Source organism: Paenibacillus sp. CFBP13512, assembly GCF_005233705.1.
Taxonomy (GTDB): Bacteria; Bacillota; Bacilli; order Paenibacillales; family Paenibacillaceae; genus Saccharibacillus; species Saccharibacillus nuruki.
Genome location: NZ_QGAD01000007.1, coordinates 72,662 through 99,283, shown reverse-complemented (window position 1 = coordinate 99,283; position 26,622 = coordinate 72,662). Strand labels below are relative to the sequence as shown.

Annotated in this window: 18 protein-coding genes and 1 riboswitch; of the genes, 3 read left to right on the top strand and 15 right to left on the bottom strand. The window is 39.9% G+C overall.

Going from position 1 to position 26,622, the window contains the following annotated elements:
• Positions 1 to 127 precede the first annotated feature (127 nt).
• From pulA to gcvH, 11 genes are all read right to left on the bottom strand, one after another.
• The gene (gene pulA / locus PaeCFBP13512_RS12145; protein ID WP_241669361.1) at positions 128 to 3,010 is read right to left on the bottom strand and encodes a type I pullulanase; all 2,883 of its coding nucleotides are present in this window, start codon (positions 3,008 to 3,010) and stop codon (positions 128 to 130) included.
• 480 nt (positions 3,011 to 3,490) lie between these two features.
• Positions 3,491 to 4,237: a type I methionyl aminopeptidase gene (gene map, locus PaeCFBP13512_RS12140; protein ID WP_137223340.1), complete on the bottom strand. Its 747-nt coding sequence runs from the start codon at positions 4,235 to 4,237 to the stop codon at positions 3,491 to 3,493.
• Between the two features lie 238 nt (positions 4,238 to 4,475).
• Positions 4,476 to 4,994 (bottom strand): GNAT family N-acetyltransferase, encoded by a 519-nt coding sequence (locus tag PaeCFBP13512_RS12135; protein ID WP_137223338.1) that lies wholly within the window; start codon positions 4,992 to 4,994, stop codon positions 4,476 to 4,478.
• Between the two features lie 59 nt (positions 4,995 to 5,053).
• Positions 5,054 to 5,626 carry a DUF2569 family protein gene (locus PaeCFBP13512_RS12130; RefSeq protein WP_069329227.1) on the bottom strand — a complete coding sequence of 191 codons (573 nt, stop codon included), beginning with the start codon at positions 5,624 to 5,626 and terminating at the stop codon, positions 5,054 to 5,056.
• Positions 5,627 to 5,758: 132 nt separating this feature from the next.
• Entirely contained in the window at positions 5,759 to 6,610 is an 852-nt protein-coding gene (locus PaeCFBP13512_RS12125; protein ID WP_137223336.1) for an SDR family oxidoreductase, read from the bottom strand.
• Between the two features lie 245 nt (positions 6,611 to 6,855).
• Positions 6,856 to 8,355: an extracellular solute-binding protein gene (locus PaeCFBP13512_RS12120; RefSeq protein ID WP_137223334.1), complete on the bottom strand. Its 1,500-nt coding sequence runs from the start codon at positions 8,353 to 8,355 to the stop codon at positions 6,856 to 6,858.
• A gap of 45 nt (positions 8,356 to 8,400) precedes the next feature.
• Positions 8,401 to 9,894 carry an extracellular solute-binding protein gene (locus PaeCFBP13512_RS12115; protein WP_137223332.1) on the bottom strand — a complete coding sequence of 498 codons (1,494 nt, stop codon included), beginning with the start codon at positions 9,892 to 9,894 and terminating at the stop codon, positions 8,401 to 8,403.
• A 480-nt stretch (positions 9,895 to 10,374) separates the two neighbouring features.
• Positions 10,375 to 11,247 (bottom strand): carbohydrate ABC transporter permease, encoded by an 873-nt coding sequence (locus tag PaeCFBP13512_RS12110; RefSeq protein ID WP_069329223.1) that lies wholly within the window; start codon positions 11,245 to 11,247, stop codon positions 10,375 to 10,377.
• A 30-nt stretch (positions 11,248 to 11,277) separates the two neighbouring features.
• The gene (locus PaeCFBP13512_RS12105) at positions 11,278 to 12,177 is read right to left on the bottom strand and encodes an ABC transporter permease (RefSeq protein WP_241669368.1); all 900 of its coding nucleotides are present in this window, start codon (positions 12,175 to 12,177) and stop codon (positions 11,278 to 11,280) included.
• Positions 12,178 to 12,436: 259 nt separating this feature from the next.
• Positions 12,437 to 14,869, bottom strand: a complete 2,433-nt coding sequence (locus tag PaeCFBP13512_RS12100) for a helix-turn-helix domain-containing protein (RefSeq protein ID WP_137223330.1) — start codon at positions 14,867 to 14,869, stop codon at positions 12,437 to 12,439.
• Between the two features lie 306 nt (positions 14,870 to 15,175).
• Positions 15,176 to 15,568 carry a glycine cleavage system protein GcvH gene (gene gcvH / locus PaeCFBP13512_RS12095; RefSeq protein WP_069329220.1) on the bottom strand — a complete coding sequence of 131 codons (393 nt, stop codon included), beginning with the start codon at positions 15,566 to 15,568 and terminating at the stop codon, positions 15,176 to 15,178.
• A 178-nt stretch (positions 15,569 to 15,746) separates the two neighbouring features.
• Positions 15,747 to 15,844, top strand: a riboswitch (glycine riboswitch).
• 280 nt (positions 15,845 to 16,124) lie between these two features.
• On the opposite strand from gcvH, the gene gcvT reads away from it, so the two are divergent.
• The 3 genes from gcvT to gcvPB are packed head-to-tail and all read left to right on the top strand — an operon-like array spanning position 16,125 to position 20,148.
• Positions 16,125 to 17,243 (top strand): glycine cleavage system aminomethyltransferase GcvT, encoded by a 1,119-nt coding sequence (gene gcvT / locus PaeCFBP13512_RS12090; RefSeq protein WP_069329219.1) that lies wholly within the window; start codon positions 16,125 to 16,127, stop codon positions 17,241 to 17,243.
• 44 nt (positions 17,244 to 17,287) lie between these two features.
• Complete coding sequence (gcvPA, locus tag PaeCFBP13512_RS12085) at positions 17,288 to 18,643, top strand: aminomethyl-transferring glycine dehydrogenase subunit GcvPA (RefSeq protein ID WP_069329218.1); 1,356 nt, start codon at positions 17,288 to 17,290, stop codon at positions 18,641 to 18,643.
• On the top strand, positions 18,640 to 20,148 hold the full coding sequence (gene gcvPB, locus PaeCFBP13512_RS12080; protein ID WP_069329217.1) for an aminomethyl-transferring glycine dehydrogenase subunit GcvPB: 1,509 nt from the start codon (positions 18,640 to 18,642) through the stop codon (positions 20,146 to 20,148). Before gcvPA ends, gcvPB begins: the two co-directional genes overlap by 4 nt.
• A gap of 160 nt (positions 20,149 to 20,308) precedes the next feature.
• Here the strand turns inward: gcvPB and PaeCFBP13512_RS12075 are convergent, their stop codons facing one another.
• The 4 genes from PaeCFBP13512_RS12075 to ptsG form a co-directional block, all read right to left on the bottom strand.
• Positions 20,309 to 21,946: a methyl-accepting chemotaxis protein gene (locus PaeCFBP13512_RS12075; RefSeq protein ID WP_137223328.1), complete on the bottom strand. Its 1,638-nt coding sequence runs from the start codon at positions 21,944 to 21,946 to the stop codon at positions 20,309 to 20,311.
• 226 nt (positions 21,947 to 22,172) lie between these two features.
• Positions 22,173 to 23,885 (bottom strand): phosphoenolpyruvate--protein phosphotransferase, encoded by a 1,713-nt coding sequence (gene ptsP / locus PaeCFBP13512_RS12070; RefSeq protein ID WP_069329215.1) that lies wholly within the window; start codon positions 23,883 to 23,885, stop codon positions 22,173 to 22,175.
• The gene (locus PaeCFBP13512_RS12065) at positions 23,878 to 24,153 is read right to left on the bottom strand and encodes an HPr family phosphocarrier protein (protein ID WP_069329214.1); all 276 of its coding nucleotides are present in this window, start codon (positions 24,151 to 24,153) and stop codon (positions 23,878 to 23,880) included. Before PaeCFBP13512_RS12065 ends, ptsP begins: the two co-directional genes overlap by 8 nt.
• A 399-nt stretch (positions 24,154 to 24,552) precedes the next feature.
• Positions 24,553 to 26,610, bottom strand: a complete 2,058-nt coding sequence (gene ptsG, locus PaeCFBP13512_RS12060; RefSeq protein ID WP_137223526.1) for a glucose-specific PTS transporter subunit IIBC — start codon at positions 26,608 to 26,610, stop codon at positions 24,553 to 24,555.
• Positions 26,611 to 26,622: the final 12 nt, after the last annotated feature.

Here is a 26,622-nt window from a genome sequence, read left to right as displayed (position 1 = left end):
TTGTTGGTTATGATTTTATCAGGAACGGTCTCTCATTTCCATAATTACTCGTTATAAACCTAATTTATTATCAAAAATAGCAAAAATAGCTACTCTTTATTTCTAAAGAAGTAGCTATTTTGAATGATTACATCACAGGTTCTACTTCAAATTGTGGATCGCCACTTTTGATTAATACTTTAATCGCATCTTGATGAGTATTAACGAAAATATAGCGATCTGTATCTACATCTTTGGCTTGCCAGTCTTTGAGACGGATAATAAATCCAACACTGGTTTCTTCAGGAGCAACCACAATTTTTGCAACGGCTCTACCGTCTTCAATCCGTTCAAAATCGACTTGTCTGTGACCTAAGATTGGTCCCCATACCCATAGATTCCAACCTTTATAATCTTGATTAGGACGCTCATATTCCACTTCAATACTACGAGGAACATAAGGCAGTACTTCTACTAACCATTGGGCTGTTGCTTTACCACAAGAAGCGGTAATTTTGGCTGTACCCGGGCGAATCCCACGTACCAATCCATCTTTATTCACACGGATAATCCGTTTGTCGCTTGAATCCCATTGCACTTTTGGACGAGCAATGGGGCGACTGTATTGATCCAGAACTTCAGCCTTCAACGGAATACGTTTTCCGCCATAGACTTGATGTTCCCCTTGCAAATGAATCATATGCGGTACTAGCGTTTCTACATGTAATAACAGTGTACTTTTCACGCTACCACAAGAAGCACAGATTGTACTATCTCCTTCGTTTAAAGCAATTATTTGTCCATTTTCACGCACAATAACGTTTTGCTCATTCGAAGAGTGGAACTGTACAGATTCTGCTTCAAAAATACGACCTCGTTGATCGCGTGGAGTAACTTTGATCTGTAACTTTTCGCCGGGTTCCATAATGCTTGGAGTATAATCCCATTCTAGACTAGCTGCTACAGGGATATATTGATCTTCTTCATCGTACAGCACCATCATTGATAATGGTGGAACGATCACTTCTTGACCGACCACACTAGCTAATGGATGTATACCTGCTTGATTCTCGTTAACAACCACTTGCCATGGGCTTGCTGATAATGGCAAAGCCACATTCTGATCATGAGTGCTCGCATTATAGATTACAACGATTCGATTCCATTTATCACCATGAGCATATTCACCAAGTTGGAAAGCAACAATCTGCTTGTCACTACGCAATACTTTTAGATGTTTTTCAACATCTTCTCGTTGATCCATACGGAATGCGGGATGAGAACGTCTTAATTGAATCAGACCTTGATAATAATCAAATACAGGACGGAAATGATGTTTATTTTCCCAGCGTAATCCATTGATCACATCCGGGCTACGATAACTGTTATGATCGCCAAATTTGGTACGTAACATTTCATCGCCAGCATGGATAAATGGAATGCCTTGGCTGGTTAACACAATCCCGTTTGCCAAGATTGAACGACGAACCCATTCATTAGACAACACATATTCAGGATCAATGTATTTATAAGGTTCTGCGGCTTCTACCGCTTGTTCTACGCTACGTCCATCTGCTAACTGTCCATTATCCATGTGTAAGAAAGAAAGAGCATCATCTTGTCCGTAGGTACGTACAAGCTTATCCCACAGATTTAAGTTATCATGAGCAGTTACATAATTGACCGTTTCACTAGGATGATCTGTAAAATCACCAATTGCGCCATAGATTCCTTTGACAACATCGCCTTCAACATCAAATGCTCCTGTTGCAAAACCCTGTGTATCCCCATCGCTATCGCCTTTAATCGCTTCACGGAAATTATCGTTAAATACAGCAAATCCTTTACCACGTTGTGCGCCTTTCAGCGTCTGTTGTGGAAGAAGAGACCATCCACCTGTCCATGGCTCACCATAGATCAATATACAAGGATCGACATCACGACGTAATTCTTGAGTCAATTGAGTCACGGTATCGGTATCAATTAAGCCCATCAAGTCAAATCGGAATCCATCCAAATGATATTCATTAGCCCAGTAGCGCAAAGAATCTTTGATATATTTGCGTACCATTGGACGTTCTGTTGCAATCTCGTTACCTACACCAGAACCGTTAGTCAATTGACCTTTTTCATCTGTACGGTAAAAGTAGCCCGGAACCAAACGATCAAAAGGTCCATCATCTACAGAATACGTATGGTTATACACGACATCCATGACTACACGTAGACCTTCTGCATGTAAAGCTTGTACCAAACGTTTAAATTCACGAATACGTGAAGTCGGATCCGCAGGATCAGTCGCATATGCGCCTTCAGGTACATTATAATGCTGAGGATCGTATCCCCAATTGTATTTCATCTGAGTAGAATCAGGATCATTTACTTTTAATTCATTGACGGTATGGAAATCAGCAATCGGTAATAAATGAACATGGGTTATACCTAGTTCTTTAAGATGATCGATACCGATCTGATTGCCATGCTCGTCTTGTAGACCTTTTTCAGTAAAAGCTAGATATTGACCTTTATGTTTCATTTGCGAAGATTCATCAATGGAGAAGTCACGCACATGCAGTTCGTAGATCACGGCATCAGTCACACTGGACATACGTGGCTTTACATCATTTTCCCAACCTTCTGGATTGGTCGTCTGAAGATCAATAATAGCTGTCCGTTGTCCATTCGGAGAAACAGCCCGAGCATAAGGATCTACTGCATATTGGACAGAACCGTCAGCAAATGTAGCACGGTACATATAATACTGACCTGCAAGATCACCGTGTTGCTCACATTGCCATACGCCGCCTTCTTCGGATTTCATTGGATACGCTTTACCATACGTATGATCATGCACTAGACCTTCGTCATCGTACACACCCATATCTTGATATAACATAAGATCCATCTGGACAGCATCTGGTGCCCAAAGTTTGAATATACTGTACTGAGGCGTATATTGTAGTCCAAGATCATCTATATCGTAAAAGTAGTCAGCAGCTACATCTAAATTTCGTATTAAGGAATGATTCATTTTATCTAACATTATATTCACCACCATATTTTAGGTTAACTATGAGCACGAATGTTCATATTCATTTCCATACCGTCAAGGGTTACTAACAAGTCTAGTATTTATTTACAATTGCTTATAATAATAGTATCGGATATTTTGTCGAATTCTTGAAGGTTTAATGGAACTTTAGTCCTATTTGATGGGGGTTTTTGTAATATTCAAGAGTGCAATCGTTAGCACAAATAGTTAATGAATATCATACCGACTATTATTATTTATCCGATAGCGATTGTATCTTTGGGAAAGCGAAGGTTAATTTGGATATAATATTGCCTATTATTTACCTCAAATGCTTGCTTTTGAATAAAAATCATAACCATATATCAAAATTAAATTATTAATTAGGATTAATGATCAGGTAACAGCTGTTGATGATTCACTTGCTAAGCACTGCTACCTGATCCTTATTCAAAAGAAACTCAGACGAATCTAAAACGATTACTGAGCAGTCAAAATAATCGGTCCATCCGCTGTGATCGCTATTGTATGTTCATACTGAGCAGACCATCCACCATCTGCGGTACGTGCTGTCCAACCATCTGCATCAATCGTCATCCGGTACGTACTTTCATTAATCATCGGTTCGATCGTAAAGACCATACCTTCTTTAAGACGTGTGCCTTTGCCGGGCTTACCTGTATGTGTAAAGTTCGGTTCCTCGTGAAGTTCACGCCCTATTCCGTGCCCTAACAGATCACGTACCACATGGAAGCCATTGCTCTCTGCATGATGTTGAAGAGGTGCCATTGCATCTCCTAGACGATTGCCTACGATAGCATGTTCTATCCCGATATACAGACATTCTTTAGTGACTCGCATTAATTTTTCAGCTTCTGGTGAGATGTTACCTACGGCATAACACCATGCGGAATCACCAAGCCAACCATCATATTCAGCAACGATATCGATTTTGGCAATATCGCCTTCTTTTAAAGGAATACGACTCGGAAATCCATGAGCAATAACGTCATTCACAGATGCACAGGTCTCATATTCAAAACCATTATATCCATTGGTAAACTGCTTACCACCTAGTTTGGTGATATGTTTTTTGACAAATTCATTAATTTCCATCGTGGTAATGCCGGGTTGAATAAGCTTGGCAAGCTCACGATGACAATCAGCTACGATTTGACTAGCTGTTCTCATTGCTTCTATTTCTTGAGGCGATTTTAATATAATCATTGATTGGCTTCCTTTCACAAGCTATTTCCTGTTGGCATATGCTGGAATAGCCATTTCTCTATAGTTATGGTTCCTCATACATATTAACGTCAACTTTATCTTTGAGCAACCTACCGATCTTATCAGATGCATACTCTATCCCAGTGTAATCGACACCATAATGAAAAAACACCTGATAATCTTTAGACGGATTATCAGGTGTGAGGTTGCAAGTATGAAGTTAAATATGTAGCTTATTTTACTTGGATTCTATGCGTTTGCCCACAATCGCTAAATGACGTTCTACATCATCCAAAATAGCTACACGTGGCAAATGTCCCCAATCTTCAAATCCAAACTTACGCAATAATTTTAGACTTGGATCATTATGAGCAAAAACAAATCCAAGCAATGTATGGATATGCAATGATGGGGCTTGCTCAATCGCATAAGATACTAATTTGCTCCCTATCCCTTTGCCTTGATAATCATTATGCACATATACACTTAGCTCCACTGTTCCATTATAAGCAGGTCGTCCATAAAAGGTCTGTAAACTTGCCCAGCCTGCAATCTGACCTTCTTGCCACAAGACCCACAGGGGACGACGATCTGGAACATGCTCATCGAACCACGCTTGACGGCTTTCTACAGTCACAGGTTCTGTGTCTGCGGTAGCTAGCCTTGCAGGGATTGAAGAATTATAGATATCGACAATAGCAGGTAAATCTTCTTGTCTGGCTATTTCTATAGTGTACGGTAAATGCGGATCACTCATAAAGTCTGCCTCCTTGTAAAAACGCAAAAATTAAGATTAGATGTATTAATTAAAGAAGATTAACGCACAAATGTGTTTTTAACACGTACAGAACGCATAAAGTAGAAAATCCAAGCTACAGCAAGAGCGACTCCCAAAATCGTACTAAATGTAGTAAATACACCTACATCAGGTATGATAAGCATAGTAACGACTGTACCTGCTAACTCAAAAATGAAATAAGCAATCATCAAACGTGGCAAGAATTTTTTACGTTGGTAAAAGAAAATTAAATTAACAAGCATCCAGACCAAAGAGATCGAAGCAAGTATAATTCCTATGATCATCACCAATGTAAAACGTTCACCATAAATCGCAAACAACTGATTAGTCATTCCGGGCATTGCTGATTCAAACTCTTCTGGATTATTGTGCATCCACATTAAAAATATGTAACTAGGAATCGTGAAAAAGAAAGCAATAAGTACATAATACATATACACCTGAAAACAAGCTAACCAGCCACCTAACCCTTGTAAAGGCGGTTGCATATAAGGTGGATAGGGTGGCATTCCTCCCTGTTGCTCTTGAGGCGGAGCTTGATACGGATTCTGCTGAACTCCATTCGGATTTGGCGGATATTCATTACTCATTCTATATCATCATCCTTTCTATGTTTATTCTGATCCTACTGGATACCAGATGCTTCTATTGTAACAGTAGATCCATCATGATGTAAGATAGATTGCACAACAAATGACATCATTTTAAAATGATCATTCTTATTAATCTTGCCAGCCTATCTGCTCTTTACTCCATTCCCAAAAACGAAGCGCTTCTGCTTCATCAAGGGCTTTGGACTTCAGCTTATGATTCTGTTTACGATAATAATAAGCACCCGAATGTTGAGCGACAGTCTCATCATCCACTAGAAAAATAGCAGTCTCGGCACCTTGCTCTGGCGTCTGGAAAAAAGGAAGATGCGCTACTCCTGCCAAAATACGCTTGCCGAATCCAGTATCTCGATCGACTCCAATATTCGTAGCCACTGCACCAGGATGCAGGCAATTGATCGTTACATTTGTGCCTTTTAACTTTTCAGCCATAACACGTGTAAAAAAGATATTCGCAAGCTTGGATTGAGCATACGATTTGATAACAGTATATCCATGATGTAAATGTGGATCATCCCAATGAATTTTACCGATTTTGTAAGCGCCTGAACTAACCACAACAATTCGTCCTTGCGGAGAAGCTTGAAGTGCATCCAACAGTAAATGAGTCAGCAAAAAATGCCCTAGATGATTCACACCAATACTCATTTCAAATCCATCTTCAGTCTCCTGACGCTTTAAATTCACCACCCCTGCATTGTTAAGCAGTACATCCAAACGATCATATTTTTGGTTGAATTCTTCGGCAAACTCTCGAATATGTTTAAGAGAACCTAGATCACATTTCATGAGACTAATTCGATCAGAACCACTCTGTTCACGTGCTTCTTGTAGCGCTTGTTGTCCGCGTTCTTCGTTACGACAGCCCATAATCACTTCATAACCACGCTTCGCTAATTCGATAGTAGAAGCAAGTCCCATACCGGAATTGGCGCCTGTAATCAATACACGTTTTGTACTCATGATGTTCCTCCTGTAAGTCATTCTTTTCTTGTTAATAAACCAGTCCATCTATTTCTACGCATGTATTGATCGGTAAAAGCGTCGAAACATGGAGATGACATATCAAAAAAACTGTAATCACACCTCATTGCCTACTCTGTAGTATCAGAATAGAACAAGAAGTAATTACAGTTTTTTGGTATCTATCCTATTGCATAGTTTCGATAAATATTTCGTTATCGCTAACTATTCATTGATTTAATCATTTACTTGTTCAACTTGGCATATGCTTCTTCATACTCTTTGATCAGTTGATCTCCTCCTGCTGTACGCCAACTTGTAATCGCTTGTTGCCAGCCAGCATCATCTAATTCACCCATAATGTACTTGGTCTGTGCATCACTGATCATCTGATCTAATTCTTGCCCACGTTCGGTATAGATATCAGATACCAGATTATACGCCGGGTTGGAGACTGCATATTTGCGATCATCTTTCGATAATTTCACACCTTTAGTTCCCAGTTCAGTGTCGATTAATTCAGGCACATTATACCCTTCGATATTCAGTAAATTATCACGGTATGGCTTCACATCCCGTTGGTATCCGTCAAAATCGATAAATTCGGTTTTACCATCTGCTGTTTTTTTATAATGTTTATTTTCGATTCCACGTAATTGTAATGTACTTGTCGGTTCGTCCATTAATTTATTGAGTGTACTTAACAGATCTTTCAATTGAGCTTCATCTTGTACAGTCGCTTTGGGAAAAGCCAGAAATCCAAAGTTACCGGGTTCACCGGCTATCCGAATACCTTCGGGTCCTATAAATGGAGAAATATCCACTACGCCATCCGGTACAGCAGCTGTCAGCAACTGTTGTGTACTTTTGCCGTTAGTAGCTACGCCGTTCAATTTCATCCCTATTCTACCGGATGCCATCATTTTATCAGCTTCTGTTGAATCCAGTGATGGGAAATCGGCATTGATTAATTTTTCTGCATATAGACGATGCATCATTTGTAATACCTCGGTATATTGCGGTGTGATAAATTCAGGCGTAAATTTACCACTTTTATCTACTCCCCAGCGATTGACTCCGCCTAGACTGACTGCAATACGGGTCAATGGAGCTTGAGAACCTTCGGTATACGTTTTGAATAATGGAAAAGCATAGGTATCGTTTTTACCGTTGCCATCAGGATCTTGAGTCGCTATCGCTTTGGCGGCATTGTACCAATCGTCTACACTTTTTGGGACACCTAATTTCAATGTATCAAACCAGTCTTTTCGATACACGATTGCAGCCCGTCCAATATCGCGGAAATTAGGGATTCCATACAATTTGCCATCTACTGTGATGTTGCTATAATACTCAGGATCTTGAGCGCTTAGATTCGGATAGTCTTTAAGATACGGTCCTATCTCCCAAAATTGATCTGAACGAATCGCACCCACTGTTGTCGGAATATAATTCAATCTCATAATATGAGGTAAATTGCCTGAAGCGATCATCACGTTGACTTTATCGTTAAAAGCAGAGCTTGGAATCCATTGAATATCCAAATCTTTGCCGATATGTTTTTCCAATCCTGTCTCGATATCATTTCCAGTTTTGGGAATATCACCGACTTGCATAAGCGAAATACGTACTGTTGAAGAGTCTGCTGTGGCAGCGCCTTGATCGCTATTGCCACAACCTGTTAATCCGAAAGCCAATATTGCTGTCAGTGTCCAGCATGCACTTTGTTTGACCACAAATTTCATTTTGGTATCCTCCTGAATATAGTGGGATAAAAATCATGATTGGCTTTACTTTTGTTGTTGCTGTTCTTTGTAAGAGCTTGCGTATTCTTGCATCACTTTAGCGCCACCTGATGTTTTCCATAGTTCCACTTGTTGTTGCCAACCGTTCTCATCGATTTTGCCCATAATATATTTGGTCTGTGCATCATTAATCAATTGATCTAGATCACCACCACGTTCTTCATATGTCGGTGAATACAATGTCAATGCTGGATTAGGAACAGCATACTGCGTGATTTCTTTCGCCATCGCTACTCCTTTTTCACCAATCTTGGTATCTTTTTGCGCGGGTACGTTATAGCCTTCTACCAATGGCAGATTATCACGATAAGGCTTCACTTCACGCTGAAAAGCAGCAAAGTCTGTCATCTCTACACGTCCATCGTCCAACTTTTTATAATGCTTGCCATCGACTCCACGTAATAACAATGTAGACATTTCAGGGTCCATTAATTTATCCAAAAAAGAAAGAAGTGCTTTGAGGTCTTCTTCTGTAGGTACAGACACTTTGGGGAATACAAGAATGCCTGCATTACCCGACTGTGCAGGTACACGATAACCGTCTGGCCCTTCTAACTTGGCAAGATCAATCTCTGCATCAGGTACATTTTCTTGTAATCGTTCAAGCTGACTTTTAGCCGTTTGTGCTACAGCGATCTTCATACCGGTTAGACCGGAATCGAATTTCTTGTCTGCTTCAGTCGAATCAAATACAGCAAAATCTTGATTGATCAATTGCTCATCATACAGACGCTTCAGTAGATCCATTACACCTTTATATTCTGTTGTCATAAATTCTGGCGTAAATGAACCATCTTCTTCGACTTTCCACTTATTCGGTGCACCCAGACTAACAGCAAGACGCGTGGTAAATGAATATTCGCCTTCATTATATTTTTTGAACAACATCATGCCATACGTATCTTTTTTGCCATTATCATCTGGATCATCTAATGTTAACGCTTTCACATTGTTGTACCAGTCTTCTGTGCTTTTCGGTACATCTAGCTTCAGCTTTTTGAACCAATCCGAGCGATAGATCAATGTCGCACGGGCAATATCGGAAAAGCGAGGTACCCCGTAAATTTTGCCATCTACTTTGACGTTATCGTAAAACACATCGGCTTGTGCAGCCAAGTTAGGATAATCTTTGAGATAAGGGCCAACTTCCCAGAACACATCATTACGCATCGCATTGGTGACCGCAGGTGTGTAGTTTACTTTCAAAATATCAGGCATATCTCCTGAAGCGATCATGACATTGATTTTGTCATCATAAGCGGAGTTCGGTATCCACTGTACATCTATTTTTTTGCCGGTGTACTTTTCGATTTCTTGTTGCACTTGATTGCCTGCGGAAGGAATATCCCCGATTTGTGAAATTGCCATAGTGATTGTATCATCGACAGAAGCTCCTTGAGAGCCTTTGCTTCCACATGCACTGAGTACGGTTGATGTGGCTAGTATGAGGCACATTAATGTTGCTGTTTGTTTTTTCATGTGTTGATAACTCCTTTCATTGATGGGGTGGGGTGAAGGGCTTCGGGGGAGATGGTTCTTGCCGTCGCTGGTAAGATCGGATATCTTGATTGACCGCTAAACGGTCGATATCCGAGTCTTAAATGCGACTTTCAGAATCCATCTCCCCCTTCGCCCAGCACCATTGGGTGGGGGTAGCAGGAAAGATTTAGAGATTTAGACATTTAGACATTTAGAGATTTAAGGATTTGGATATTGGTTTTGGATATGAGTGAGATTGTTTGTTTTGAGCATTTGGAGTTCAGATATTATTGGAGTTAATCATTTTCTAGATAAAGTATTGATTGTAATGGTTTATACAAATAATAGTGGATCGAAATGCATTGAATGTGGTTTTTGATTATGGATGTGTTGGGATAGTTGTAACTTGGGATTTCTATTCACAAACTTATTTAAGTTATTTTTAAATACGCAATTAAGATGTATTGGATCATTAATATATTAGCCTTTGACTGAGCCTAGGAGTGCGCCTTTGGCAAAGTGTTTTTGTAGGAATGGGTAGACCATTAAGATCGGTAGTGTGGAGAAGACGATTACTGCCATTCGGATCGTGAGTGGTTGGATATCGGCTTCTTCGATACTGGTGTCTCCGATTCGACTTTGGGCGAGAATAACGATTTCGCGTAGCCACACTTGGACAGGCCATTTGTCGCTGTCGTTGATATATAGAATAGCGCTGAAGAAGCTATTCCAGTGAGCTACAGAGTAGAACAGTGCAAAGGTTGCCATTGCTGGTAAAGATAGTGGTAAGACGATACGGAAAAGGATCGATACGTCGTTACATCCATCAATCTTGGCGGCATCTTCCAGTCCGTCCGGAATCTGTTGGAAAAAGTTTTTGAGTACAATTAAGTTGAAAGCGCTAATCGCTCCGGGAATCATCAGCGACCATAATGTATCTGTTAAATGTAGTGAATTGACTACAAAGTACGTAGGAATCATTCCGCCACTGAATAACATGGTGAACAGTACACCGAGCATGATGTATTTTCTGCCTCGCAAATAAGGACGAGATAACGGGTATGCCATCAATGTCGTCAGTAGCAAGTTAATCAGTGTACCGAGTACCGTAATATAGATTGATACCCATAGACTGTTCAGCAGTGTAGACGTTGAGAAGATATAGCGATAAGCGGCAAGAGAGAATTCTTTGGGAAAAAGAATAAATCCTCCTTTAGCAACTTCGGCTGGGCTGGTAAACGATACAGCAGTGATATAGATAAAAGGTAATACCGTTACAATACCTAACAATAACAACAAGGTATGATTGGTATAATCAAATAACCGATTTCCTAATGTACGATCTTGTTTCATCATGTGGTCTCCTTTCGGACGATAGATACATTAATAAATGCCTTCTTCTCCGCATTTTTTGGCTAATTGATTAGCACCGACAACCAGTAGCAAACCGATCACAGATTTGAATAGTCCCACAGCGGCACTGTAACTGTATTGGGCTTGAGTCATCCCTTTGACGTACACATAAGTATCGAACACTTCCCCTACATCACGGTTTGTAGAAGTCAGCATTAAGAAAATCTGTTCGAATCCGGTATCCAAAAACGTTCCCAGACGCAAAATAAGTAAAATAATAATCGTACTGCGAATCGCCGGTAATGTGATATGCCATAACTGTCTCCAACGACTTGCTCCATCCATCCGGGCAGCTTCATATAACTGAGTATCTACACCTGACAAAGCCGCTAGAAAAATAATCGTTCCCCAACCGACTTCTTTCCATATTGATTGTGAAATAATCATCGTGCGGAACCAACCGGGTTCTAATAAAAATGCTATTTTTTGTCCGGTAATCGCAAAGATCAATTCGTTTAAAATACCGCCTTCTGTGGTAAAGATCATATAAAATACACCAACAACGACAACCCATGAGACAAAATGCGGTACATAGATTAACGTTTGGACGAACCGTTTAAATCGTTCCGTCACCACTTCATTAAGCATCAACGATACAATAATGGGTAAAGGAAAAAAGAAGATAATATTGTACAGTGCCAAGATCAGCGTATTGCGAAATAACATCCAAAATTGCGGTTCACTAAAAAAGCGTTCAAAATGCTTGAATCCTACCCAATTGCTTTCCCAGATTCCTCGGTAAGGAACATAATCTTGAAACGCCATCACAATTCCGTACATTGGTACATATTTAAAGACGACAAAATAAATAATTCCCGGCAACAACATAATGTACAACCAACGATTTTTGTAAAATTCTTTCCATGACATGTTCGCCTGACGTTCCTTTGTACGTATCCGTGTAGATGATTTGACCGATTTGGCTTCCATCCTTCACCCTCCTTGAAAGCGTTAACATTTGTATAGACTTATTGTCGCTTCCAGAAGAATAACAGGCTATCATCCAATTTTAGCTTTATATGTAAAAAAAGAAGCTAATCCTTACTGTATCAGGGTTTTAGCTTCTTTTTTGGGGAACACAGTAACCTTTTTTCAACCTCTATATATGCTGAATTCAACTCGTATTTACTCAAATCAACTTCCGACTGCGATGTTCTTCACGATATTTACCAGGAGTCGTTCCCACTATTTTACGAAAAATACGGATAAAGGCTGTCGTGTTACTGTAGCTTAATTTTTCTGCGATATCTGCAATTCGCCAATCGGTTGTTTCTAACCATTTTTTCGCTTGATTCATTCGATATTCAGCTACATAATCACTAAACTTAATACCTGTTTCTTTTTTAAAAACACGACTTAAATACACCGGATGAAAGTTAAGTTGTTCTGCACACATTTCCAATGACAAATCTTGTTCATATCGCTGTTGGATAATCTGAATCATCTGATCGGCAATATTGATATACTGTGACTCCGATTGGCTTTGTAAAAATTGCTGTAACGGCTCAAATAGTGCATGAGTGAACCAGTACCTGATTTCTTCTACCGTCTGTAGTTCAAGCAAGCGATGCAGCGATGCTTTTTTACCTAAGACTCCATTAACAGTTCCACCTTTTTGCTGTACCATCTCATATACACGAGCAGCCAATTGGGTTAGCAATACTGGATAATCGCGGAAATGTATTTCTTTGTCCATCACATGACGAATATATTCATCGAAATACAGTGGAGTCTGCTCATAATCTCCATTTTGCAGCGATTGGATAATACGATCTTCTAACTGTTTGAGCTGAGTATAGACTGCTACTTCCATAGGCGTACTATGATCAATATCTTCAAAATGAATAATCAATTTGTTGCCCAGACTCATTCGTTGCTTGAGTGCTTCTAGTCCTTCTCCATAGGCATCAGGTGCTCCTTGATAATGTTCGAATGGACGGCTGATCCCGATACTGACTGACAACGATAAATAGTCTTGAATTTGAGTACGTACACGCTCTGCTTGACTGTGATACCACGAAGTAGCATCTTCATTATCTGCGGGTTCGACCAGAATACTAACTTGAGATTGTTCGATCAATACCGGACTAAAGCGATGTTCTACCGAAATCAATTCAGACACCATATTATTAATAGCAAACAGTAACAGTTCTCGATCGGTTTCTTCATACCGTGTTCCTTGTACCGTATCGATCTGTAATACCAATACCGCCATAGAACGAACCGATTCAGGAAATCCATAGATCAGACGGCGACGTTCAAATTCATTAGCAGGAATCTGCCCGCTGATCAACTTAATCACTGATAATTCTCGCAATTGCGGAACCTGTTCCCGAATCTGCTCTTCCAACTCACGCCCTGTTAAGCGCATCCGCTCCACTTGTTCTCCAATATAAGCAAATTCATCTCGTCTTTTCACTGGCTTATGTTGATCTCCGGCTAATCCTTTTCGGTGACCTAACCATAATCGTCTATACCCTGTATCTGTGGATGGCTCTTCTGCCTTGAGCCGTCCAGTATAATCTACAGAGTCACTGGCACCTAATAACTGCATTAATTTAGACACAGGAGAATACATACGACGACTGCTGAGAAAAGCCAATAGTGCAGTTAACAATAACATCGCTACACAGACACTAATCGTTAATACTGCTATTTTTCTTGTCTGGGACGTAATCTGTCCTATAGATACGACAGACACATATACCCATCCGTTCAGTGTCGATGAAGAATAAGTCACTCCCACTTCTTCACCTTCACTTTTCCAATTAAAAAATCCTTGACGTTCCCCTTGATGAACATGAGCAAACACTTCATTTTGTAATCCAGGATATTGTGTACTCTGACCGTTATCTAGAAATTCTTGTTGGTATTGATCAAACACATATATTTGTCCCAAACGTGTACTGCTGGTGACCCAATTATCAATTTCATCATTGGCAATATCCAAGACTAACAATCCGCGTGGTTCACCGGTCGAAGGTAATAGTGGAATTTTGAACACCATACTGGTTACTTTTGTTTCCTTTTCAGGCGATCCTGAGTCCAATTCGTCTTCTGAGATCATATCTATATTTGACGTATATCCGTTATTCGCTATTGAAGTATCGGTTACCCAGAACATGCTATTTCGATTGTGTCGGTATGATCGAAGCACACTTTGATCTTCTGCATCAGATACTTGACTGAATGATGTTCCTGAGACTACCCAGTTATGCTCAAAGTTAATTAAACGTATTTGATCTAGCGATGTAATCGTTTGCAAATTATTAAATCCGGTCGTCAAATTACGTATTTTTTCAAAGTCTCCCGATTGCAAAGGTTGCTTCATCGTTTCCGTAACAAACGGCGAATTGACATATTGTACAGCAGACAACTGCAATGTTTTGAGTACTTGATCTACACGTAATTGAGTTTCATTTAATAATTGTGCATTACCGTCTTGCACTTTCTGCTCGACATCACCTGCCGCCAACGTATAAGAAAATATCCCGATTACCAGTACAGGTAACGATCCCAATATCACCATAATCAGAAATAAACGATATAGATATTTAGACAACAATCTCCCCTCCAGAGGTAATCATCAATAAAATAGGTATGTTGTACATGTCGCAGTGTACATTCATTATTAGATCTATGTAAAAAAATTCTATTTTTGCTTTATTTAATCATTCTATCGTATTATGCAGATTCCTCCAACCTAAAATAAAAAAGAATGTCGTTATTGTGCACTTTAATTACCTGTATCAAAAATATACATAACAAAAAAAGACTGATCCCCATCTAGGTTTTCAGTCTTGTTCTTGTTACAATACATATAAATAGATTTTATATCCTTCTTTTGTATAGATTTACAGTGTATGAGTTAGTCTTGGGCGTGTTCAGCATAAGCTTCTGCACTCAAAAGGCTTGATAATGCACTATCTAGGTCACCACTGACTTTAACTTCAACCATCCAGCCACGTCCGTAAGGATCAGAGTTCACCAGTTCAGGTTCTGTTTCCAATTCAGGATTAAAATTAGTGATCGTACCTGTCACCGGGCTAAAAAGATCAGATACTGTTTTGACCGATTCAATCGTGCCGATCACAGCTTCAGAAGCAACTTCTGCACCTGCTTGTGGCAATTCAACAAATACGATATCTCCTAGCTGATGTTGAGCAAAATCAGTAATACCGATACGAACCGTATCATCACTAATACGCTCTACCCATTCATGTTCTGCACTATACAGCAATTGATCTTTAATCTCACTCATTTTTCATTCCTCCGGTTCATGGTTGTAATGTCTTCATGCACACAAGCGTATAGCAAGGCAGATTATACTGTCAATACTCTTGACATTGCTTTTTGAATCAAGTATTAATATAATATACATACATTCATCACTGTTTCAATACTTAATGTTCGGAAATACATAACATCATATGTAGCGAATGAAAGTACAGGGAGAGACTGTTCAGAACCATGACAGCGCCGAAGGAGTAAGCCAGTAATGGTGAATCTCTCAGGTAAAAGGGACCTGTACCGGACGCAGCTCTGGAGAGAATTGGCATCATTCGGTCACCGACGAATATCCGAATGATAACAACCAATCACCCAAGGGGAAACTTGTTGCTTATAAGCTATTGAGCACAAGGTAACTCTCAGGTATCAAGGACAGGGAGAAAAAGAAATATTTCAGGTATAGTACCTGCTTATTTCCTTTTCTCTCTGTCTTTTTTGTTGAGCTTTTTCGGATGATTTTATTCTTTTTTCACAAAAAATGATATATGCGATTTTTCGCTACAAACTAATTCGATGAGGTGACGATCATGACAACAGAACTGAAGCGTACGCCGATTTTTCCTCTTTATGCTCAATCCGGTTCCCCACGCTGTATCGATTTTGGCGGTTGGGAATTGCCTGTTCAATTTACAGGAATTCAAAAAGAACATGAAGCGGTTCGTGAACAAGCTGGATTATTTGATGTTTCTCATATGGGTGAAGTGATCATTTCAGGTGAAGGTTCCCTTGCCTATTTGCAACAATTATTAACTAACGATGCTTCTCGCTTGCAAGATGGACAAGCCCAATATACATTAATGTGCTATCCAACAGGTGGTGTAGTCGATGATCTACTGGTATATCGTCTGGGCGAAGAACATTATATGCTCGTGATCAATGCCTCGAATATTGATAAAGATATCGATTGGATGAAGCAGTCTTTGCCTGCCAATGTCACTCTTGAGAACATTTCAGAACAAACCGCTTTAATTGCTTTACAAGGTCCTCAAGCGGTTGCTATTTTACAAGCGGCTACACAAAGCGATCGTTATGCTGAACTGGCAGGATTTTCTTTTATCGAAAAAGCTGAGATTTTTGGTGTTCATGCGCTCATCTCTCGTACAGGTTACACCGGTGAAGATGGTTATGAACTATATGTATCTGCAACAGATGCTCCTCTCATCTGGGAAAAGCTATTGCAAGCAGGTGAACCGCTTGGCTTGATTCCTTGTGGACTGGGTGCACGGGATACGCTTCGCTTTGAAGCTCGTCTTCCTCTGTATGGTCAAGAGCTGTCAGCAGATATTTCTCCACTCGAAGCGGGACTTGGCTATTTTGTAAAGTTAGACAAAGAACATTTCACAGGCAAAGAGGCTCTAGTCGCGCAAAAAGAAAAAGGATTGTCTCGTAAATTAGTGGGTGTAGAAATGATCGACCGTGGTATTCCTCGCCCACACTATCCTGTCTACCAGAACGGTCGACAAATCGGCGAAGTGACGACAGGAACTCAATCTCCTACACTTAAGCGTAATCTTGGACTTGCTTTAATTGAAGCTGACAGTGCTGCTCTAGGAACACCGATAGAACTTGAGATTCGCGGTAAAATGCTCAAAGCTGAAGTGGTGAAGGCACCTTTCTACAAACGAGCATCTTCTGTCACTAAATAAAATTACAAGGCGACTGATATGTTGCCCCAAAGGAGTCTACCTTTATGAAATCGCATCGTTATATTCCAATGACCCCACAGAATGAAGCAGAGATGTTAGAGGTTGTTGGTGCTTCTTCGATAGAGGATTTATTTACAGATATTCCGGCATCCCTTCGTTATCAAGGCACTATGCCTATGTCTGAAATGCTGGATGAATATACACTGACTCGTCATATGTCTAGTCTTGCAGGGCAAAATGCAGATACAGATCGGTACACTAGCTTTCTGGGTGCAGGATTGTATGATCACCATTTGCCATCTGTGATTAATCATGTAATTTCTCGTTCTGAATTTTATACAGCGTATACTCCATATCAACCAGAGATCAGTCAAGGTGAATTACAAGCGATCTTTGAATTTCAGTCCTATATCTGTGAACTGACAGGAATGGCTGTAGCCAATGCAAGTATGTATGATGGCGCAACAGCACTTGCCGAAGCAGCTTCCCTTGCAGCATCAGCTACAGGACGCAAAAAGATTATTGCTCTTTCTACGATCCATCCTGAATCACGCGGAGTCGTTCGTAGTTATGCTCGTGGTCTTAATCTGGATGTAGTTGAAGTGCCTTATGGCGATGGAGTCACAGATATTGGGGTGCTCACTGAAGCGATTGATGAGCAGACCGCTGTTGTACTTGTCCAATCCCCTAACTTTTTCGGTGGTATTGAAGCGATTCAAGCAGTTGCCGATCTTGCTCATGCCAAAGGTGCTTTATTGGTAGTGAGTACGAATCCTATTTCACTGGGACTACTCGAATCTCCTGGTAAACTTGGAGCTGATATCGTTGTTGGTGATGCACAGCCGCTTGGCATTTCGATGTCGCTTGGTGGGCCAACTTGTGGATTCTTCGCTGTGGCTCAACCGCTTATGCGTCGTATGCCCGGACGAATCGTAGGTCAGACCAAAGATATTGATGGTAAACGTGGTTTTGTATTGACGTTGCAGACTCGTGAGCAACATATCCGTCGTGACAAAGCGACATCAAATATTTGTTCCAATCAGGCATTGCTTGCGCTGTGTGCATCGGTATATCTATCTGTCATGGGTAGACAAGGTATGGTGGATGTAGCTGATCTGAATGTGCAAAAAGCTCATTATGCTGCTCAAACTTTATCTTCTATCCCTAATGTCAAATTAGCATTCCAATCTCCTTTTTTCAATGAATTTGTACTGGCTTTACCAGAAGGCACTTCAGTCGCTGATGTTAATACTCAACTGTTAGCTAAAGGCATGATTGGTGGTTATGATCTAAGCCTATCTTATCCTGAATTGTCCGGTCATATCTTGTTCGCAGTCACAGAGAAACGTACCAAAGCAGAGATAGATCTATTGGCAACTGAACTGGAGGCAATCCTATGACAAACGAAACTGTAGTCCATGAGACCGTTACTTCTGTACAAGGCGCTGTTGTTACTGAAAAAGCTTTGATTTTTGAATTGAGTCAACCGGGTCGAATCGGTTATTCTTTACCGGATTGCGATGTTCCTCGTGTCGAAGTCTCTCAATTGATTCCACAAGAAATGCTTCGTAAAGAAGAACCTGCTTTACCTGAAGTGTACGAAGTCGATGTAATTCGTCATTATACAGAATTGTCCCGTCGTAACTTTGGCGTAGATAATGGCTTCTATCCGCTGGGTTCTTGTACGATGAAATACAATCCTAAAGTCAATGAAGATGTAGCTCGTTATGCAGGGTTTGCGAAGATTCATCCTTATCAACCACAACAAAGTATTCAAGGGGCACTGGAACTGATGCATACTTTGCAAAATGACCTTGCTGCTCTAACAGGCATGGATGCCGTCACTCTTCAACCTGCTGCCGGTGCTCATGGAGAATGGACAGGTCTAATGATGATTCGTGCGTATCATGAAAAACGTGGTGAACACCGTACCAAAGTTATCGTACCCGATTCTTCTCACGGTACGAATCCTGCAAGTGCAACAGTAGCTGGTTTCCAAACGATCACGATTCCTTCAACTCCAGAAGGTCTAGTCGATCTGGATGCCCTTCGTGCGGCAGTTGGATCAGATACGGCTGCTCTCATGTTAACGAACCCGAATACACTGGGTCTTTTTGAAAAGCAAATCAGTGAAGTGGCTCAGATTGTTCATGAAGCTGGTGGATTATTGTACTATGATGGTGCTAACTCCAATGCGATTATGGGGATTACACGTCCGGGTGATATGGGCTTTGATGTGGTTCATTTGAACTTACACAAAACAATGAGTACACCGCATGGTGGCGGTGGCCCGGGTGCAGGTCCTGTCGGTGTGAAAAGCAGATTGCTTCCTTTCTTACCTGAACCGGTTGTTGAAAAATTAGAAGACGGTACCTTTACTTTACGTAGTGGTTCTCCTGACTCGATCGGTCGTGTCAAAGCATACTATGGTAACTTTGGTATTCTTGTACGTGCGTATACGTATATTCGTAGCTATGGACCTGAAGGTCTGCGCCGAGTGTCTGAATGTGCTGTTCTGAATGCGAACTATATGATGCACCGTCTTAAAGATCATTATGAAATGCCATATACAAGCGTATGTAAGCATGAATTCGTGATGTCTGGTAAAGGGCTCAAGCAGTATGGTATTCGTACACTGGATGTTGCCAAACGATTGCTTGATTTCGGGTACCATCCGCCTACAGTTTACTTCCCGCTAAATGTAGAAGAATGTATTATGATCGAACCTACAGAAACAGAAAGCAAAGAAACACTGGATGCTTTTATTGATACCATGATTCAGATCGCTGGTGAAGCGAAAGACAATCCAGAATTGTTACTAAATGCTCCTTATGGAACAGCAGTAAGACGCTTGGACGAAACAACAGCTGCTCGTAAGCCAGTATTAAACTGTGCTTGTAATTAAATAGCAACATACCAATCATCCCACCGACTTTTCTATTCTGATCAAGTCGATGGGATGATTTTTTTATAAGATGAATAATCATTGATATACTCATTTTTCTAACTTAATTATCCATATAAGTCTCTATCCATCTACTATTTTGAGTCCATTAACTAATTATTTATACTTTAAAGCGATCAACCATAACGTTTAACTCTTTAATATTTTCAGTTAGTAATCCTATATTGTCTGTTACTTGTTGTGACATTTTGATTTGATTTTCTACACTGGCAAGTACTTCCTGTGAGCCAGCAGCTGTTTCTTCTGTAGTCGTTGAAGCAGATTGAATAAAGTCGATAATATGTTCTTTGCTAATATTCAATTGAGTCGTCATATCCTTCATGCTTACAATAAGACTGTTCATTTCTTGAATGGATTGACCAATTTCTATAAAAGCACCGCTTGTATTATCAACACTTTGTGATTGATCATTTAAAGCAATCTGCGAAGCATTCATCACTTCTTTGGTTAGCGTAGTAGAAGAAATAATACGATTCAAAATATCTTGTATTTGAGTAGTTGCTTCTTTGGACTGATCTGACAATTTGCCAATTTCAGAAGCTACTACAGCAAATCCTTTACCATGTTCTCCTGCGCGAGCAGCCTCTATAGAAGCATTAAGTGCTAATAATCCTGTCTGTTTAGAAATCTCTTGAATAAGAACAGACATGTTAACAATACCATTCACTTCTGTAATCAAATGATTTAAATTGACAGAGACTTGATCAGACAAGCTTGCAAATGATTGCATATGATTTTGCAAATAAATAACTGCTTGTTCACCAGATTGTTGACGTTGACCAATCAATGTACTTAGTTTTTCCAGATGCTGTGCATGTTGATCTGTATTCTCAATTACAGTAGCTATCTTACGAATAGAAATAGTTCCCTGTTCGATTTCATCGTACTGACTTGCTGTAGCTTTGGTAATCGCTTGTATAGCATAATCAATTTCTTTAGAAACTGTCATATTATGAATAGACGTATCATACACATTTTTGGTATGGACAGAAGTTGCTGTTGCTGTCTGTTGAACTTGCGCTATAATAGACTGTATTTTTTCGATAAATTGGTTAAATGAATTCGCTACTCGTCCAATCTCATCTTCACTTTTAACGACTAAACGTTGAGTAAGATCGCCCTGTCCTTCGCTAATAGTAGACATCATTTTTTCTAATGTACGTAATGTCTCAAATTGTCTATATACAATCCAGTAAATACATACTAAAAGCAATACCATACTTATGGTTACTACAACAAGTGTAACATTACGGATGGTATGCAATACATTTTCGGAAGTAATTAAAACTAGAATTTGCCCATTAGATAATGTAGTTGCCAAAAGATTGGCGGCTTCGCTCTTATAGGTTGTATCTTGGAGTACCCATTCTTTACTATCTTGATTTGCTTTTACAAATGTTTGCAATGTCGTTGTGCCCATATAATCATTATCAGTCGTATATACAGGTGATGTGTCTTTATTTAAAATTGCTGAAAACAGAAGTTCATTGCCTAATTGTTGATGAAGTTCTTTTAGATACGCTTCTATTCCCGAATTAGGATTGTTACTTGCTAATTCTGCTCCAATTCGGATAATCTTTGCCATAGCAATACCTTGGGCATCTGTTTCATCGTGAACTTGTAGAAAAATATAATAGACCATAGAACAAATAATAGTACCTACAACTAACATGATAGGTAAAATAATTTTAAATTGAACAGAGAGCGTTTTAAATTTCTTTTTCCGGTTCATTGTCATTTTCTTTTTCCCCTATCGTAATCAGTTATAAATATAGATATAACAGTTACTTCGGAAGTTAGAGGAAATCCAATTAACTTTTTTTACTTTATTTATAAGTATTCTACAATATTAGAAATAATAACAACAAAAAAAGCTGATTTCTCTGTAAAGAGAAACCAGCTAAAAGTAAATGTTGGGAAAACTTATTAACGCTCATCATATCAAGCGTGTAACGGAAGAAAAATTAAGCGTGGATCGCTTGTACCAGTTCAACCACTTGCTCAGCTGTTTGCATATCCAAAGCTTTAGCAGCTAATTCTTGCATGTCTGCTTTAGACAATTTAGCTAGTTGGCTACGTGCTGGAAGAATAGAGCTTGCACTCATACTGAACTCATCCAGACCTAGACCGAGTAGCAATGGAATTGCTGTAGCATCGCCAGCCATCTCACCACACATGCCTGTCCATTTACCTTCTTTATGAGCTGCATCGATAACCATTTTAACCAAACGCAAGATAGATGGGTTGTATGGTTGATACAGGTAAGATACCCGTTCATTCATACGATCCGCTGCCATTGTGTATTGGATCAAATCGTTAGTACCGATACTGAAGAAGTCCACTTCTTTAGCAAATTGGTCAGCCAGTACTGCTGTAGAAGGAATTTCCACCATGATGCCAAGTTGAATGTTGTCAGAAACAGCAACACCTTCAGCAACCAGTTTTTCTTTTTCCTCTACTAATACTGCTTTTGCTTCGCGGAATTCCATCAATGTAGCGATCATCGGGAACATAATACGTAGGTCGCCATATACACTTGCTCTAAGCAATGCACGTAGTTGTGTACGGAAAATGTCTTGACGATCTAGACAAAGACGAATTGCACGGAATCCAAGGAATGGATTCATTTCTTTTGGAAGAACAAGGTAAGGTAGTTCTTTGTCGCCACCAATATCTAGTGTACGAACAACAACCGGTTTACCTGCCATTTTTTCCAAAACCGTTTTGTACGCGTTAAATTGCACATCTTCAGAAGGCAATTCATCGCGACCCATGTATAAGAATTCTGTACGGTATAGACCTACGCCTTCGCCGCCATTATCCAATACACCAGCCACATCGTTTGGCGTACCGATATTAGCAGCCAATTCAACATGTACTCCGTCTTTAGATACCGTTACTTCATCACGCAATTTGCGCCATTCAGTAACTTGAGCTTCATAAGCTGCGCCTTTAGCACGGTACTCAGCAAGAGTTGCTTCATCAGGGTTAACAATAACATTACCTTCAAGACCATCAACGATAACGATATCCCCATTTTGAATAACTTCCATGACTTCTTTTGTACCGACTACTGCTGGAATTTCCAACGAGCGAGCCATAATTGCGGAGTGAGAAGTACGTCCGCCAATATTTGTAGTGAAGCCTTTAACAAAATTACGATCCAATTGAGCGGTATCCGAAGGCGTCAAATCTTCTGCAATAATAACGACTTCTTCACGGATCTCAGCTGGACTTTGGAAGTTAACACCCATCAAGTGATTCAAGACACGCTTGCTAACATCTCTCATATCAGCAGCACGTTCTTGAAGATAAGTGCTCTTCATATTTTCAAACATGGTTACAAATTGAGCTGCAACTTCATTCAATGCAAACTCAGCATTCACCATTTCTGTAGCGATTTTATCTTTTACAGGGCTAATCAATTCAGGATCATTTAGAATCAACAAATGTGATTCGAAAATCTCTGCTTTTTTAGCGCCCATTTCTTGTAACGTACGTTCTTTGATCGCCTCGAGTTCAGTTTTGGAAATTTCCAAAGCTGCATCAAGTTTAGCCAATTCCGCATCTGTATCACTAATCGAGCGTTTGGTAATCTCGTATTCAGGATGTTCTAGACGGAATGCTTTGGCAATGGCGATGCCCGAAGACGCCGCGATTCCCAAAATATTAGCCATTGATTTCGCCTAGCCCTTCGTTCACCATAACGTCAGTCAAAGCTTTCAATGCTGCATCTTCTTCTGCACCTTGTGTAGAAAGAACGATAACGTCACCTTGCTCAAGACCTAGAGACAATACTCCAAGGATTGATTTCAAAGTTACTTTTTTACCTTTAGCTTCTGCAAAAGATTCTGTAGAAGCAAATTTGTTAGCAGCTGTTACCAATGCTGTTGCTGGGCGTGCGTGGATACCATCTTCGTCAACGATTTTGAATGTTTTTTCCATTATAAAATTCACTCGCTTTCTCATCATAATAGGATAGTAAAGATCAATCATAACTAACTAATAACTAGATCATCCCTTATATTGTACAGCATTATAAGGCGTGATGCACGTTTCAAAACAATTATTTTCGACTTTTTTCAGCAATCGCTAACATTATTCAGCAATATCCTGCAAATTCATGATGTTTTTAGAAAAAATAAAGTATTTTCTAAGTATTGCTTACAATGCAGCTTAATAACAAAACTATAAGCAATTTGTAAATTCAATGCGATAAGGACAGATCATGACTGTAACAACGATCCATTATTGACTCCTTATCGCACTGTTTATTTACAAGTACGTATAGTCTGTTATTTTATATTTTTTTGAGATTCATTGCAAAAGTCGAAATGAACGCTATTACTTGATGGTAACGATATTGCCTTCTCCTGTTTTTACATTACCTGTTTTGTGCAATGTTACGGTAGCACCTTCTGGTAAGTTTGAGAAAATGATCGGAGTAATGATCGATGGTGCATTTGCTTTTACATACTCCAGATCCACTTCAAGGATCGGTTGTCCAGCCATAACATCATCGCCTTCTGCAACCAATACAGTGAAGCCTTGACCTTTCAATTTAACCGTATTTACGCCTACATGCACAAGAATTTCTTTACCGGCTTCAGACATAATACCGATCGCATGTTTACTAGGGAATACGTTAAATACTTTACCATTCACCGGTGAACAAATGGTGCCATTGGTTGGTAATACTGCGAATCCATCACCTGTCATTTTTTGTGAAAATACAGGATCTGGTACTTCACTAATATTCATCAACTCACCATCAGCAGGAGCAACGATTACTTCTTCTGCCAAAATGTTCACTTGATTCTCTGCTGTTCCTTCTGCTGGAACCGAATCTACAGTGACTGGTGTAGGTCTTGGTGTACGTCCTGCAATAATATCTTGCATTTGCGATTTGATCGTATCGGAACGTGTTCCGAAAATCGCTTGGACATTATTACCCACTTCTAGGACACCGGAAGCGCCTAAAGATTTCAAACGATCTTTATTTACGTTTTTAGGTTCTTTAACTTGAATACGTAGACGAGTAATACAAGCATCTAGACTTGAAATATTCTCTTGTCCACCAAATGCTTCAAGAATGTTATGTGGCAATTCATCTTTGCTATTACCACCACTGCTTACTGCACTATCATCACCTGCTGGCGTATCTTCACGACCTGGTGTTTTCAAGTTAAATTTGCGAATCGCAAAACGGAATCCGAAGTAGTAGATGACTGCTAAGACTAGACCGACGATGATAACATCCCACCATGCAGTACGGTTAGGAATAACGCCGAACAATACAAAGTCAATCAGACCACCTGAGAAAGTCATACCAATTTTAACGCCTAGAATCTGCATCGTCATGAAAGAAAGACCAGCGAAGATTGCATGAATACCGAACAATACTGGTGCTACGAACAAGAATGAGAATTCAAGCGGTTCAGTAATACCTGTTAAGAAAGAAGTCAATGCGGCAGAACCCATGATACCTGCAACATATTTTTTATGTTGTGGTTTGGATTCATGGTAGATCGCAAGTGCAGCAGCTGGAAGACCAAACATCATGAACGGGAATTTACCAGTCATAAATGTACCTGCTGTAAATGGAACACCATCACGAAGTTGCGCCATAAAGATTTTTTGGTCACCACGTACATATTGTCCTGCTTTGTTTACATATTCACCGAATTCATACCAGAATGGTGAGTAGAAGATATGATGTAGACCGAAAGGAATCAATGAACGTTCAATTACACCGAAAATAAATGCTGTTAATGTAGGGTTCGATTCAACCATACTGTGAGAAACAGTGTTTAAAAATGTTTGAATTGGAGGCCAGATCAGAACCATCACTAGACCCAAAAGCAAAGAAGTAATAGCTGTCATAATCGGTACAAAACGTTTACCCGCAAAGAAACCAAGATAAGAAGGTAATTCAATACGGAAGAAACGTTTATACATCGATGCGGCTAGAATACCGACAATAATACCGCCGAATACGCCTGTTTGTAATGTAGGAATACCAAGTACAGAAGCTACTGAATAGTCGCCTTTACCAACCATAGCAGATGTAACACCCATAACTGTACCCATCGTTACGTTCATGATTAGATAACCGATAATGGCTGCGAGCCCGGCTACCCCTTCTCCTCCAGCAAGACCGACGGCTACCCCGACGGCAAAGAGCAAGGATAAGTTATCAAAAACAATTTGTCCGGAGTTCATCATTACAGTCGCTGTAATTTGAACCCAGTGTGCATTTAATGCAGGAATATACTGCAAAAAGTCAGGGTTAACGAGCATGTTACCAAAACCAAGCAATAAACCTGCTGCTGGCAAGATTGCCACTGGAAGCATCAATGCTCTACCTACTTTTTGCAAAACGCCAAACAGACGTCTAAACAATACCGCCACTTC

Excerpts from the sequence above, each read along its gene's own strand:
- gcvT (WP_069329219.1), top strand. The coding sequence starts at position 16,125 with ATGACAACAGAACTGAAGCGTACGCCGATTTTTCCTCTTTATGCTCAA.
- PaeCFBP13512_RS12125 (WP_137223336.1), bottom strand. The coding sequence starts at position 6,610 with ATGAGTACAAAACGTGTATTGATTACAGGCGCCAATTCCGGTATGGGA.
- PaeCFBP13512_RS12130 (WP_069329227.1), bottom strand. The coding sequence starts at position 5,626 with ATGAGTAATGAATATCCGCCAAATCCGAATGGAGTTCAGCAGAATCCG.
- pulA (WP_241669361.1), bottom strand. The coding sequence starts at position 3,010 with ATGAATCATTCCTTAATACGAAATTTAGATGTAGCTGCTGACTACTTT.
- map (WP_137223340.1), bottom strand. The coding sequence starts at position 4,237 with ATGATTATATTAAAATCGCCTCAAGAAATAGAAGCAATGAGAACAGCT.
- PaeCFBP13512_RS12115 (WP_137223332.1), bottom strand. The coding sequence starts at position 9,894 with ATGAAAAAACAAACAGCAACATTAATGTGCCTCATACTAGCCACATCA.
- PaeCFBP13512_RS12120 (WP_137223334.1), bottom strand. The coding sequence starts at position 8,355 with ATGAAATTTGTGGTCAAACAAAGTGCATGCTGGACACTGACAGCAATA.
- PaeCFBP13512_RS12135 (WP_137223338.1), bottom strand. The coding sequence starts at position 4,994 with ATGAGTGATCCGCATTTACCGTACACTATAGAAATAGCCAGACAAGAA.
- ptsP (WP_069329215.1), bottom strand. The coding sequence starts at position 23,885 with ATGGCTAATATTTTGGGAATCGCGGCGTCTTCGGGCATCGCCATTGCC.
- gcvPA (WP_069329218.1), top strand. The coding sequence starts at position 17,288 with ATGAAATCGCATCGTTATATTCCAATGACCCCACAGAATGAAGCAGAG.
- gcvPB (WP_069329217.1), top strand. The coding sequence starts at position 18,640 with ATGACAAACGAAACTGTAGTCCATGAGACCGTTACTTCTGTACAAGGC.
- PaeCFBP13512_RS12110 (WP_069329223.1), bottom strand. The coding sequence starts at position 11,247 with ATGAAACAAGATCGTACATTAGGAAATCGGTTATTTGATTATACCAAT.
- PaeCFBP13512_RS12065 (WP_069329214.1), bottom strand. The coding sequence starts at position 24,153 with ATGGAAAAAACATTCAAAATCGTTGACGAAGATGGTATCCACGCACGC.
- gcvH (WP_069329220.1), bottom strand. The coding sequence starts at position 15,568 with ATGAGTGAGATTAAAGATCAATTGCTGTATAGTGCAGAACATGAATGG.
- PaeCFBP13512_RS12075 (WP_137223328.1), bottom strand. The coding sequence starts at position 21,946 with ATGACAATGAACCGGAAAAAGAAATTTAAAACGCTCTCTGTTCAATTT.
- PaeCFBP13512_RS12105 (WP_241669368.1), bottom strand. The coding sequence starts at position 12,177 with ATGTCATGGAAAGAATTTTACAAAAATCGTTGGTTGTACATTATGTTG.